We start from the raw sequence: 12720 nt of genomic DNA, 5'->3' as shown, positions 1-12720 counted from the left end.
TGCCAGTGCGCGCCCACTACTGCTCGCGCGCCAAAATGGTTTCGCAGCTGCGCAACTCTTAAAGTCTCGCCGTGGAAAGAAGAGCGCCAAGCACTCGGAGCGGCACAGCAACGCGCGCGATCCGGCGGACCCGGACCGGGGGTGAGGGAAGAAGTCCGGGCGGCGGGCGCGTGGCCAGCGGTACAACCAGTCGGCGGCGTGGTGTGCCGCCGCGCACCGCGGTGGTGCGGATGCGGCGGGCCTGGGACCGCCCGCTGACTGCCTTTTACGTGGTGGCCGGCGGCGCGGCACTTCTCGGCGCTCTGGGGCTGGTGATGGTGTTCTCCGCCTCCCAGATCCAGGCCCTGCGCTACGGGCTGGCACCGACGTTCTACCTGCGCCGCCAGGTCCTGGCGGCGGTGATCGGCGTGGCGCTGTTGCTGCTGGCCGCCAGGATGCCGGTGCGCGGGCACCGGTGGCTGGCCTATCCGCTGCTGGCCGCCGTCATAGTGCTGCTGGGTCTGGTGCAGGTGCCGGGACTGGGACGGACAGTCAACGGCAGCACCAACTGGCTCGCCCTGGGCGGGCCGTTCGTGCTCCAGCCCAGCGAGTTCGCCAAGGCCGCGTTCGTCGTGTGGGGTGCGGACCTGCTCGCCCGGAAGCAGCAGCACCAGCTGCTGGGCCAGTGGAAACACCTGCTCGTCCCGCTGGCGCCGGGCGCGATGCTGCTGACCGGACTGGTGCTGCTGGGCGGCGACATGGGCACCGCAGTGATCCTGTGCACAGTGCTGTTCGGCCTGTTGTGGCTGGCCGGTGCGCCGCTGCGGCTATTCGCGGCCGCCCTGGCCGCGGCCGGACTGATCGCCGCCGTGCTCATCACCACCAGCGCACACCGCCTGTCCCGGTTCGCCTGCCTCGGAGCGAGCGACCCCGGCCCCGGCGACCAGTGCTGGCAGGTGGTGCACGGACTGTACGCGCTGTCCACGGGCGGCCTGTTCGGCGACGGCATCGGCGCCAGCGTGGAAAAGTGGGGCCAATTACCCGAGCCCCACACCGACTTCATCTTCGCCGTCACCGGCGAAGAACTAGGCCTGGTCGGCACCCTGACCGTGCTCGGCCTGCTTGCCGCGCTTTGCGCCAGTGGCCTGCGGATCGCCGCCCGAGCCCAGGAGCCCTTCGTCCGGTACGCCGCCGGAGGCATCGTGACCTGGCTCGCCGTGCAGGCGTCGATCAACATCGGCGGCGTTCTGGGGCTGCTGCCGATCGCCGGCGTGCCCCTGCCGCTGTTCGCCTACGGTGGCAGCGCACTCGTCTCGGCCCTGTACGCGGTGGGACTCCTGCTCACCCTGGCCCGCAGCGAGCCCGCAGTCCGCGCTGCACTCACCACCCGCAAGCGCACCGGAGCCCTGCCGCTCCTGCGACGTCTGCCACTCCGTCGGCGACCGCCACGCGGCCGATGAGCGCCATGTCGGCATCGACCCGGGGCGAGGCCTGCCGGAGCGACGGATGGTCGGGGCCGGCCGACGTCACGTCCTATGTGACAGGGTGCACGGTAGGCGCGGGGCGCGGACCCGGCCCCGAAGCGAGCGGGGACGCACACCCGGCGGGGTCAGGCGGTCAGCGGGCGCTTGAGGCGGATGCTCTGCAGGATGCCGACGGCGATCCAGCCGGCGAACATCGAGGAGCCGCCGTAGCTGACGAACGGCAAGGGCAGGCCGGTGACCGGCATGATGCCCAGGTTCATGCCGATGTTCTCGAACGCCTGGAACGCCAGCCAGGCCACGATCCCGGCCGCGACCACCGTCCCGTACAGGTCCGGGCATGCCCGTGCGATACGCAACGCCCGCCACAGCACCACCCCGAGCAGCAGGATCAGCGCCCCGGCGCCCACGAAGCCGAGTTCCTCCCCGGCGACGCTGAAGACGAAATCGGTCTGCTGCTCCGGCACGAACTGCCCGGTGGTCTGCGTTCCGTGGAACAGTCCCTGCCCCAAAAGGCCACCGGAGCCGATGGCGATCCGGGCCTGGCTGGTGTTGTAACCCACCCCGGACGGGTCCAGGGCAGGGTCGGCGAACGCGGCGAACCGGTTGACCTGGTACTGGTCCAGCAGATGCAACTGCCACACCGCCACCGCCCCCAGAACCCCGACCGCCAGCAAACCAGCCACCCACCGGGCGGACGTTCCAGAGGCGAGCAGCACCCCGAGCACGATCACGCCGATGCCCATGAATTGCCCCAGATCCGGGGTGAGCAGGACGAGGAGTGCGGGCACGCCGGCCAGCGCCAGCGCCTCCAGGACGCTGCGGGTATCCGGGCGCTGCCGGTCGCCCGCGTCCACCTTGGTGGTCAGCAGCAGGGCCATGGCCAGCACGATGGTGACCTTGACGAACTCGGCGGGCTGGATCGACATGCCGGCGATGAGGATCCACCGCCGCGAGCCGTTGATGGTGGCACCTGCGGGGGTCAGCACCAACAGCACCAACAGCAGTGTGATGCCGTACAGCACGGGCACCAGGTCCCGCAGTCGGCGCGGACCCAGCCACATGGCACCGGCCGCCAGGGCGATCCCGATGACGATGTTGATGACGTGGCGGACCAGGAAGGCGTACGGATCGCCGCCGGTCAGCTGGGTCCGTCCCCGGGTGGCGGAATACACCAGCGTCGCACCCAGCACGGACAGCAGCAGCGCCGCACCCAGCAGCGGCCAGTCCAGCCGCCGCACGATCGAGCCGGGTGCCAGCCAGGCCCGCCACCTGGTCGGCTCCGAACGCCACTGTCCCGCGAGCCCACTTCCGGCGCTCATCGCGGATCCCCCGGCCGGGAGGCCGCGACGGGGCCGAAGTCCCGCGTGCGATGTGCCGGTTGCACAAGATCGTTCTGGCCGATCATGGCACGGGCGCTCCGGTCGCCGGACACGCTGATTCTCTCCGGGGCGAGGTGCAGGCGCACGGTCTTCCTCCCCCGCTGTGTTCGTACGGCCACGGGCCGCCACAGGCCCGCACGCTGTGGAACGCTATCATTCAATAGTTGCGCAACTAGTGAAATCTGGCCGTGCCGCCGAGTCGGCGTGTTCCCGGTTCCCAGCCGCCGACAGGCCGGTCCTGGACCGGTGAGAGCGGAGCGTAAGCGAGACCTGACGGGGGAGGCTTCGTAGTGTTGGGCCGGGAGTATTACCAAGGCCACGCATGATCAGTGGGCGCTTGCGCGGCGTGCCCAACTCGCGCACGTCCAAAGCCTTCAGGCGGGCGTGCGGGCGATCGCACACCGCCTGTCCCTGCCGGTCGGCGAGAAGGGAAACAAGCGTGCGCCAGGCGGCTACTGCAGTGCACAAGAGTGGTTCGCCAACAGGTACCAGATGCCTGCGCAAGCATGCGCCGGGGACCAAGCCGGAAGACGTCACCGCGGATCGGAAACAGGCGCAGCTTCCCGGGGCGGCCACCAGCGCTCTACGACACGGCGGGTCTTGGGTGTAGGGCAGACAGTCGTGGGCTGCCTTACCCGGCAGCCCACTGACCAGCTCAACAACCAAGATCAGCCGCCCGGGGGGACGCTCCCGGCTGCGGCGCGTTGGGGCAGGACTCTCAGTACCGCTGCGCCTTAGCGATCTCGCCTGTCAGCCGTGGCTCGGGAGGTTTCCGGCTGACGGCGAGTGTCTGGATCTTCTCTCCAGGCTTGAGTTGCTGAGCGCCTACGAAACGGGTCTCGACAACTTTGCCGTCGGGGTCACGGAAGTCGACCTGGACCGCGTAAGAGGCGGTCTTGTCCGTGCGGTTGGTGATGTTGACGACGACCGCGAGCAAGCCGCCCGTCTCGGATCTTGGCTTTCCCGTGAGCGATACGTCGGACCTCGCGTTACCCCCGCCCTTGACGTTCTTGAGCTGTTTCTCGGCAGCGGCGTTGGCACGGGCGGTTTCGGCCGAGACCGAGGCTTCGAATGCCGAGGCGGCAGCGGAGGCGGAGGAGGCTGCAGCCGAGGCCGAGGCGAGGGCGGAAGCCTTGGCGGACTCGCCGAGCGACGCCAGGGCGGAGGGCAGTGTGCCCGAGAACGAGGCGGTGTTCGGTGGTGTAGGTGTCGCGCCGGTCTTGCTGTTGTTGTTCGTGCATGAAACCAGTGACGCCGCACCGAATGCCACGACGACGAGCCCTGTCAGTGCCGCGGTGGTCCGTTGTCGCTGTGGTTGCCTCTTCGCTTCTGACACGCCGTCGGCCATGGCATGCGGTCCTTTCCCTGTCGGCGGCGGGCCCGGCCACTGGCTGGCTGATCAGTGCCGGGCGTCCCATGAGTAGGTCGGCGCATCGCGCGGCAGGTCGCAAGGCCGCAACGCAATGGGCCACTGGATGATGCGGGTTGGTGCTGCAGCGCGGCTGCGAGAGACGTGCGGCCCGCCGACGTGCGCCCACCGTGCGTCCCAGCCGCCAGCCGCTGTGCCCGCGAGTTGCTCGGCGAGCTCCTTCTCGGCTTCGTCCGAAAGCGACGCCCTCAGCCACGATGCCGCCGTATGGCTCCATGGCCGCGGTGAACTTGTCCTCGATGATCTTCAGGGCTATTACTACGACGGCCGCCGCACCAGGCTTGAGGAGAGCTTGGACCTGCGGCGGAACTCGTCAGTGATGCCCGACGTGGCGAGCTTGCCGAGCAGACCAACGCCGGGTGCGAGGGAAGGCAGGCCGAAGACCAGGCCCCCCAGGGCTCCGGACGCGGCCGCGACGCCGACGGTCGTGTTCGGGGTGTCGACCCGGGCCCTGTCCCCCCTCTTGTCGGCTTTGACCACGGCGAGTCCGCCGCTTTGCTGTGCCTGATGGCGGGATACGAAGGGTCGGCGGCGTCATCCACGGCACCAGCCACGGTCATCGCTCCGGTGTGGGGATCCACGTGGGCCCCGATGAAGGCCCGCCCCATGTCCTTGTTATCCACAGCGACCTCCGTCCTGCGTGCACGGATCGCGACGCTAGCAGCCGGTCTGGTAGCTGCTGCGCCGGGCGGCCGGGGCGTCATCGCGGGTTCAGCAGTGTGGCGGTAGGTCCCTCGGCCAACTGCCGCAGGCATGGACCTCACCCGAGGGCTGTTCGGCCGCCGGCCAGACGACCCCCGCACCGGTCCACAGCGACACCTGCGGCAAAGTCACGGCAACCAACGTCACCAGCACCATGACGGCTACTGGCAGACCTACACCTACGACGTACTGGGCAACCGCAAACGTCTGATCGAACACGACCCGTCATCTGGAAGCGCGCGGCCCTCCGTATGGCCAGCTGCCCGGGATGGGCGAGTGCGCGCCGCGCAAGCTGAAGCAGATCCGTGACGAGGACAGTGCGGACGTGGCCGCACCCTGAGCTCCAGCCCGAGCTCCGCTACGAGAGCCGCGTTGCCGAAGGACTGCCCAGGGACGTTCTGACTCACGATCAGGCCGCCCAAATAAGAGCGTGCGCGGATAGGCGGTGTTCAGGGGCGTTTCCGGGGGCGTGTGTCCCAGCGGTAGAGGGTCCACGCGCGGCGGATGAGGCGACGCAGAGTGATGATGGCGTGGGCCAACGACAGGTACGCATCGATGACTTCGGTGCGGCGTTCGGTGCAGCGAGCGATCTTGAAGAATTGATTGCCCCAGGCGTTCGTGCGCTCCACCGGCCATCGTTTGGTGTTCTGGATCGGTGCGGCCACGCCCTTGACCGCGACCTGTGCCCGCAGGCCGTACTCTGCTGCCGTTCTGGTTCCCTTGCCGGTGCCGTAGGCGGCGTCGAGGTGGACCGTGACGTTTTCCGGGAGCGGCCCGATACGTTCCAGTCTCTCCAGGGTGGGACCCAGCAGCGGGGAGTCGTGCCGGTTGCCGGGAGCGGTGACAGCGCCGAGCGGGATGCCGCCGGCGTCTGTTGCGGTGGAGCGTTTCATACCGCCCTTTCGCCGGTCCACGGGCGAAGGGCCTGCAACTTCACCACCGCAGGGGGCCTTTGAGTGACAGCCGTCGACTGGCACATCCGACAGCTGTAGGCCGATGAAACGGTCGTAGGCTTCCAGAACGAGCAGCTCCAGGCGTTCGAAGACCCCAGCTTCGATCCACTCCTGACGGCGGGTACGGATGGTCGTCGCCGAGCACGCATTGTCGGCGACCTTGCGGTAGCCGCAGCCGAACACCAGTACCTGCACGAGCCGGTCGAAGACAGTGCGGTCACCGATGCGTCGGCGATGACAGCCCAGCGGGTGGTCGGAAGCGAACTCACCGCGCTCTGGTAGCAGTTCCCGGAACTGCTGCCAGAGCGGATCGACAAGCCATAATGGGAGCGCAGGCACGGAGCCTCCACGGTCACGGAGCGTAGCAACTCACATGATCGCGCAGGCCCGTGCCTGCACCTGCATCCAGCCCTTACACCCGCCTATCCGCGCACGCTCTAAGTGATTGCTCCGACCAGGGAGTCTCAGATTTCGTGGCCGTTCGGCCATCGCTTGGCCATCGTTCGTGAGATTCGGCCACAGAATTTGAGACCCTGCAAATGGTGTAGCATCTCGCAATTCGCGTCATACCGCGGTCCCGTGACCTGCGGCTTCACCGGTTGTCTCACGGCTTGGCCAGACAGCTGTGTCTCAGCTCCGTGTCATTTCCTTGACGAGACGTCAGCTCACGTGTCGTTCGGCGAGGTCCAGCCAGTGCTCCACGTCGATCGCGGTGAAGTGCCTGATGGCCCAGTCGACCATGCGAAGGCTCATGTGAGCCCATGCTGGTCGCAGGTTCTCCTCAGGGAGCGAATCGAGGACGGCGTCGAGACGCTCTGTCACCCCCGGGTCGCTTTCCTCGGCGTGGATGCCGAAGCGCAGGGTGACCAGGTCGAATCGACGATCTCAGCGGGCGGCGCCGTCCCAGTCGACGACCCCGGTGATCTCCCCGCCGGTCGCCAGCATGTTGCCTGTATGGAAATCCAGGTGCACTGCGTCAGCCCCGGCCAACCGAGGCGGGCTGTCGGCGCCGACAGCCGTGACCCAACGTTCCAGTGCGCCACTGCGGCGGTTGTGCCGACGCAGCGGCTCGTGCAGGCAGTAGCCAACGCCGTCGTCGGCCTGGAGAACGAGCCAGCCGGACACCTCGCCGAACTCGCCTCCGCCTCGCACGCCGCGTACGTCCAGGTCGCCGCTGGACTGCCGGACAACAGCGCGCTGGAGGTCGTGGGCGGGAGACTGAAGCTGGCCAGGCTCACCAGTTGGATTAGCGAACCGTAGTGAACCTGTGGCAGAGTGCTACGCGCACGCCCGGCGCCCAGGCGACGTCGGGCACCCTCCTCGGTCGGGTCTCGCGGCCCGGTCGACCAGCGTCCGGAGGGACGTGCCACGCGGGCTGGCGGCTCCTGTCGTTCAGTACCAGGGCACGAAGGCGATTGGCTCCCAAGACTGAGCAACGCTCAGGCTCGCTAAGCCAATCAGAGACGCTGAGGAGCCCAAGTTCATGCCGCTGTTCAGGCAGCTGGTCAACGGCATGCTGCCAAAGTTCGTTGACCCGAGGCCGGCTGGATCGTCACCGCACCAACAGAGGCGGCGGTCCAGGCGGGCCAATCGTGGACGCGCGCCTCGCGAGACGAAGGAGGGTGCCTATCACATTGCTCTGTCTTGGATCTAAGCGGATGACCTGAAGTTCTGCGCGGAATCTGGAGCGGCAGCGGCGGCCTGGCGCGATGGCCTCGATGACGAGAAGACCTCGCCGGGTGTTGTATCGAGGTTGACCAAACTACGACAAAACCGGCGAGGTCAAGGCCAGTATGCGTCCGGCATCCGTGTTCGCCAACCGCCCCGGTCCGGCGTACCAGCACCTGTATCACCTGCTGCATCACCGGTGGCGAGAGGCCTCCCGCGCGGTGATCGTGCTGCTGTCCGCGGCCGGCATGACCGCAGGAGAGATCGGCGAGCTGCTCGGCTACCACCCGGCCACGGTGCGCCGCTGGATCCATCGCTACAACACCGCCGGCCTGGCGGGCCTGGCCGATCGCCCCCGCGCGGGGCGGCCCCGGCTCGGCGGGCCGAGGCTGGGCGAGCGCATCCGCCGCCTGCTGACCCGCCCCGGGCCGTGGACCATCCGCCGGATCTGGCGCCGCCTGGGCCGGCCGAAGATGAGCCTGCGCACCGTGTACCGGCACACTCGCGAACAGGCGGCCTGGCGGCGGCCCCGCCTGGTGGCCAGGGGTGACCCCGAGCGCAGGCGCACCCTCGCCGCCCTGCGCCGCCAACTCGCCGCCCTGCCCCACGGGTCGGTGGTCTGGGCCGAGGACGAGACCCACCTGCACCTACTGCCGCACGTGCGGGCGAGCTGGATCCTGCGCGGGACGCGGCAGCAGGTGGCCACCCCAGGCAAGAACCGGCAGGCCACCGTCTTCGGGGCCCTGGAAGTGGCCACCGGCGCCTGGGTCTACACCCTGGGCCGCCGCAATGCCGCCGCCTTCGTCGCCTTCCTCCAGCTACTGCTGGCCGCCTACCCCGCCGCCCCGGTCGTCGCGGTGGTCTGCGACAACGACAGCATTCATCACGCGAAGGCGGTGACCGCCTACCTGGCCGACCAGCCCCGCCTGCGCCTGCTGTTCGGCGCCCGCTACAGCCCGCACGACAACCCGGTCGAGCGCATCTGGGCCGCGCTGAAGGCCCACATTGCCAACACCGCCGTCACCTGGCCGGGCCGCCTGCGCCAGGTCCACGCCTTCTTCCGGCAGCGCTCACCCACCCAGATGCTGACCACCGCCGCACCCTGGGCCTCGCCCTGGCTGCCGAAGAGTTACGCGCAGAACTTCAGGCAAGCCGCTTAGAGGATCGGTGCGGCATTTCAGAGTTCCGCCACGGCCTCCCGGAGGTACATCTCCAGCCGCCTGATCGATGCGGTGACGCCTCTCGTATCGAGCCGACAGGTGTAGAGACGACGGACGAGTGTGGGCTGCCGCATGGGCAGAACCACGACGTTCGGCGGAGCGTCCAACAGCAACAACCGCGGCAGCAGCGCGACGCCGAGACCCGCCGCGACGAGATTGAGCGCAGTGCGGAAGTCCATGCCATCGAAGTCCAGACGATGTCCGCTTCCCCGGACGCCGTCGACGGGTGACGCTGCCAAGTCGCGGACGTCGACCGCGGTGTTGATCCATGCGTCCGACGGCAGGTCGGCTGGGGTGAGGCTGTCAGCTCCGGCCAGGGGATGACCGACGGGAAGGACGACCATGATCGGATCGTCCATGAGGTGCTCTTGCATGAGCCCGGCGGGCACTGGCCCGGGAGCGTGTTCGTAGTCGAAGGTGATGGCCAGGTCGATCTCTCCCCGGAACAGCAGCGCATGCGTTTCGCGCTGCTCAAGTTCACGGAGTGTGATGTGAACTGCCGGATGGGTCGCACGCAGGCGTGCGAGCGCGGGAGGGACGATGGAGGCTGCCGCCGAGATGAACGCGCCGAGCCGCACCTCGCCGCCGGTTCCGTCCGCGAGCGCCGCGAGCTCGGTGGCAGCGCGACTCATCGACGCGCTGATCGCGGCCTCGGTGTCGAGAAGGACCTGCCCGGCCTCGGTCGCACGGACGGGCCGCCGGACCACGACTCGCGCACCGACCCGTCGTTCCAGTTCCGCAACCTGCTGCGAGACCGCGGACTGGGTGTAGCCCAGCTCTTCTGCGGCAGCGGCGAACGAGCCGAGCCGCACGACAGCCGCAAGGGTCACCAGATGCCGCGGATCGAACAACCAAGACATGAAGTTAAGGATAGCTTATCAACCGAGAAGAGATCATTGCTTGTGCTAATCCAGAGGCGTGGTCGACGCTAGACGCATGGACTTCACGCAATTCGACACCGCGATCAACAAACTCCCCCGATGCCGGGTCGGGTTCTACCCCACTCCGTTCCACGCCTTGTCCAACCTGTCGGCGGCGTACGGAATCAACCTCTTCATGAAGCGCGAGGACCTGGCAGGACCTAGTGCGATCAGCGGGAGCAAGATGCGTCTGGCCGAGTTCATCCTGGGGCGGGCCCTCGAGAACGGAGTGACACACGTCATCACCCAGGGCGAATACCTGACCAACTCGGGTCTGCAGTTCGCCGCCGCCTGCCTGAGCGCAGGAATCACGCCGATCCTGGTTCTGACGCGGAACGTCCCCCGGCATGGTGAGCTCTGCGAGTTCCGCGGCAACTATCTGCTCAACAAGACGATGGGTGTCGAAACCCACGTCATCAACGTCAGCGGCAACGTCTGGCATTCTCCGGACGAGGCCGCGCGGATCACCGACGCCATCGCGGTGCGCAAGGCCGAACTTGAAGCGCAGGGGCACAAGGTCCTCGTTGTCGGGACCGGTGGTGCGCACCCCGACGGCTTCATCGCGCACGCCCTGACGTTCCGGGAGATGCTTGAACAGTCCGATGCCGCAGGGGTCGAGCTCGACTACGTCTACCACACGATCGGCACCGGGACCGCGCTGCCGGGGATGCTGGCAGCCAAGCTGAGTCTGGGACACCCGGTGAAGTTCCGGTCGATCTCCATCCAGAGGTTCAGCGACGGAGACCGGATGAACCCCGGCGTGATTGTCGAACGGACCAAGGCGGTGCTGGCCACCTTGGGCGCGCCCATACCCGACGACGCGACGATCCGCGCCGAGATCGACATCGACCAGCGCTTCATCGGCGAGGACTACGCCGTCGCGTCCGCCGAAAGCACAGCAGCCATCCGCGAGCTGGCCCGAGCAGAGGGCGTCTTCGTCGGCCCCGTCTACACCGGCAAGGGACTCGCAGGATTGCTCGACCACGCCCGCAGCGGGCGGATCCCCGTCGACAGCAACGTCGCGTTCCTGCACACCGGAGACACCGGCAACCTGTTCGAAATTCCCCAAGTCGTCGGCCACATCGCCGACTGAGCCCGCAGCCGATCAGCCACGATCACCCTTGACCCGCAACGAAAACCCAACCTGGCAACGACCTCGATCACCACCGCAAACGCCCTCAATCGTACGTGGCCCGCGCTCACAAGCCGTCCCGTGCAGCACACCACCACCTCCATCCACGGGGGTGAAGCTTCCCCTTGATCATGGACACCTGGACACTGGGATCTTGAGGTTCCAGAGGAAGTAGCACCAGGTGGGAAACAAGTACACGAAGCGGTACACCGAGGAGTTCAAGCGGGATGCGATCGCGCGTCGAGGGTGTGTCAATTTAACGGCTGATCTTGGTTGTTGAGCGGTCAGTTGTTGCTCGGGGTCAGGCGGCCCTCGAAGGCGATCTGGAAGGCGTTGAGTGGGGCCTTCCAGCGCATGGTCCACCGCTTGCGGCCCTTCCCGGTCGGGTCCAGGCTCATCAGCGCCATGTAGATGCACTTGAGGGCGGCGGCCTCGTTGGGGAAGTGTCCGCGGGCGCGAACGGCCTTGCGTATGCGGGCGTTGACGCTCTCGATCGCGTTCGTGCTGCAGATGACCTTGCGTATCTCGACGTCGAAGGAGAGGAAGGGCACGAACTCGGCCCAGGCGTCCGACCACAGCTTCACGATCGCTGGATACTTCTGGCCCCAGGACTCCTGGAACTCCAGGAACCGCTCCGTCGCCGCGTCCTCGCTGGGAGCGGTGTAGACGGGCTTGAGGGCCTTGGCAACCTTGTCCCAGTCCTGGCGGGCGGCGTAACGGAACGAATTCCGCAGCAGGTGAACCACACACGTTTGGACAATCGTGCGAGGCCAGACGGTCTCCACGGCCTCGGGGAGGCCCTTGAGTCCGTCGCAGACCAGCATCAGCACGTCGTCCAGGCCGCGGTTCTTCAACTCGGTGAACACGTGCAGCCAGTACTTCGCGCCCTCGCCGCCGTCACCGGCCCAGATGCCGAGGATGTCGCGGGTGCCGTCCACGGTCACGGCCATCACGACGTAGATGGGGCGGTTCGCGACCTGACCGTCGCGGATTTTGACATTGATAGCGTCCACGAACAGGACCGGATAGACGCGGTCGAGCGGCCGGTTCTGCCATTCGGCCATGCCGTCCATCACCTTGTCAGTGATGGTGGAGATGGTCTGCTTGGACACCTCGGCGCCGTACACCTCGGCGAGATGAGCCGATATCTCCCCGTGGGTGAGACCCTTCGCGGACAGGGACAGCACCATCTCGTCGACACCGGTCAGGCGGCGCTGCCGCTTCTTGACGATCTGCGGCTCGAAGCTGCCGGCGGTGTCGCGGGGCACCTTCACCTCCACCGGACCGATGTCGGTCAGTACGGTCTTCGCCCGGGTGCCGTTGCGGCTGTTGCCGTTGTTCTTCCCGGCCGGATCGTGCTTCTCGTAGCCGAGGTGATCGGTGATCTCGCCTTCCAGGGCGGACTCCAGCACCCGCTTGGTCAGCATCTGCAACAGCCCGCCCTCGCCAGTCAGTTGCAGTCCCTCACTACGTGCCCGGTCAACGAGCATCGCGACGAGCTGTTCGTCCGACGCGGCCGATGGCGTCGCATTGCCTGCCGACTCCTCCACGGACCCTTGCTCCATCGTCATCTCGCTCACGTGGCGTCTCTCCCTTGATCAGCAGATCCGCCGTTGATTAGACACTCCCCTCGTCGATTTCTCGGGCAGGACGGTCACCGCCTTCGCCCGGGAACTCGGCATCAGCTCCGAGTCCCTACGCGGCTGGTACCGCCAGGTGAAGGCGGACCGGGGCGAGCGCGGGTCCGGCGAGCTGACCAGCTCCGAGCGCGAAGTGCGCAAGCGACCGGGCATCAGCTCGCGCGTCGCCCTGTGAGCAGGTCCTGGTACGACTTGGACTGGAGCTGCAGGGGTG

11 protein-coding genes and 2 pseudogenes are annotated in these 12720 nt (G+C 67.5%); 6 read left to right on the top strand and 7 right to left on the bottom strand.

The features are described from left to right. Positions 1-230 precede the first annotated feature (230 nt). A complete protein-coding gene (gene ftsW, locus ACQEXA_RS51995) occupies positions 231-1439 on the top strand; it encodes a putative lipid II flippase FtsW (RefSeq protein ID WP_433134797.1) in 1209 nt (402 codons plus the stop codon). A 149-nt stretch (positions 1440-1588) separates the two neighbouring features. Here ftsW and rodA read toward each other — a convergent pair whose 3' ends face one another. After that, a complete protein-coding gene (gene rodA, locus ACQEXA_RS51990; protein ID WP_432922378.1) occupies positions 1589-2782 on the bottom strand; it encodes a rod shape-determining protein RodA in 1194 nt (397 codons plus the stop codon). A 312-nt stretch (positions 2783-3094) separates the two neighbouring features. Between rodA and ACQEXA_RS51985 the strand changes: the two are divergent. Then, positions 3095-3323, top strand: a pseudogene (locus tag ACQEXA_RS51985) (hypothetical protein); the annotation flags it as partial. 237 nt (positions 3324-3560) lie between these two features. Here the strand turns inward: ACQEXA_RS51985 and ACQEXA_RS51980 are convergent. The 4 genes from ACQEXA_RS51980 to ACQEXA_RS51965 all read right to left on the bottom strand — a co-directional run bounded on the left by ACQEXA_RS51980 (position 3561) and on the right by ACQEXA_RS51965 (position 6898). After that, complete coding sequence (locus ACQEXA_RS51980; protein WP_433133536.1) at positions 3561-4190, bottom strand: hypothetical protein; 630 nt, start codon at positions 4188-4190, stop codon at positions 3561-3563. A 339-nt stretch (positions 4191-4529) separates the two neighbouring features. After that, positions 4530-4751, bottom strand: a complete 222-nt coding sequence (locus ACQEXA_RS51975; RefSeq protein ID WP_432922384.1) for a hypothetical protein — start codon at positions 4749-4751, stop codon at positions 4530-4532. Between the two features lie 671 nt (positions 4752-5422). Next, the gene (locus tag ACQEXA_RS51970; RefSeq protein WP_432920252.1) at positions 5423-6265 is read right to left on the bottom strand and encodes an IS5 family transposase; all 843 of its coding nucleotides are present in this window, start codon (positions 6263-6265) and stop codon (positions 5423-5425) included. Positions 6266-6811: 546 nt separating this feature from the next. Then, positions 6812-6898, bottom strand: coding sequence for a phosphotransferase (locus tag ACQEXA_RS51965; RefSeq protein WP_433134796.1), 87 nt, complete (start codon positions 6896-6898; stop codon positions 6812-6814). A gap of 99 nt (positions 6899-6997) precedes the next feature. Here ACQEXA_RS51965 and ACQEXA_RS51960 point away from each other — a divergent pair, with 99 nt between their 5' ends. Together ACQEXA_RS51960 and ACQEXA_RS51955 are read left to right on the top strand one after the other, a co-directional pair. Beyond that, positions 6998-7186 (top strand): hypothetical protein, encoded by a 189-nt coding sequence (locus tag ACQEXA_RS51960; RefSeq protein WP_432940038.1) that lies wholly within the window; start codon positions 6998-7000, stop codon positions 7184-7186. 533 nt (positions 7187-7719) lie between these two features. After that, positions 7720-8754, top strand: a complete 1035-nt coding sequence (locus ACQEXA_RS51955; protein WP_432923211.1) for an IS630 family transposase — start codon at positions 7720-7722, stop codon at positions 8752-8754. Positions 8755-8771: 17 nt separating this feature from the next. Here ACQEXA_RS51955 and ACQEXA_RS51950 read toward each other — a convergent pair whose 3' ends face one another. Continuing rightward, entirely contained in the window at positions 8772-9674 is a 903-nt protein-coding gene (locus ACQEXA_RS51950; RefSeq protein ID WP_433133534.1) for a LysR family transcriptional regulator, read from the bottom strand. A 76-nt stretch (positions 9675-9750) separates the two neighbouring features. Between ACQEXA_RS51950 and ACQEXA_RS51945 the strand changes: the two genes are divergently transcribed. Further along, entirely contained in the window at positions 9751-10827 is a 1077-nt protein-coding gene (locus ACQEXA_RS51945; protein ID WP_433133532.1) for a 1-aminocyclopropane-1-carboxylate deaminase/D-cysteine desulfhydrase, read from the top strand. A gap of 323 nt (positions 10828-11150) precedes the next feature. Here ACQEXA_RS51945 and ACQEXA_RS51940 read toward each other — a convergent pair whose 3' ends face one another. Further along, positions 11151-12431 carry an IS256 family transposase gene (locus ACQEXA_RS51940; RefSeq protein ID WP_432938879.1) on the bottom strand — a complete coding sequence of 427 codons (1281 nt, stop codon included), beginning with the start codon at positions 12429-12431 and terminating at the stop codon, positions 11151-11153. A gap of 91 nt (positions 12432-12522) precedes the next feature. On the opposite strand from ACQEXA_RS51940, the pseudogene ACQEXA_RS51935 reads away from it, so the two are divergent. Then, a pseudogene (locus ACQEXA_RS51935) lies at positions 12523-12681 on the top strand (transposase); the annotation flags it as partial. Between the last annotated feature and the right edge of the window lie 39 nt (positions 12682-12720).

The sequence above is a fragment of the Streptomyces sp. CA-106110 genome (assembly GCF_050936285.1).
In the GTDB taxonomy this organism is placed as follows: Bacteria; Actinomycetota; Actinomycetes; order Streptomycetales; family Streptomycetaceae; genus Streptomyces.
The sequence above is the reverse complement of the archived record's forward strand: the minus strand, read 5'-3'. Positions and strand labels throughout refer to the sequence as shown.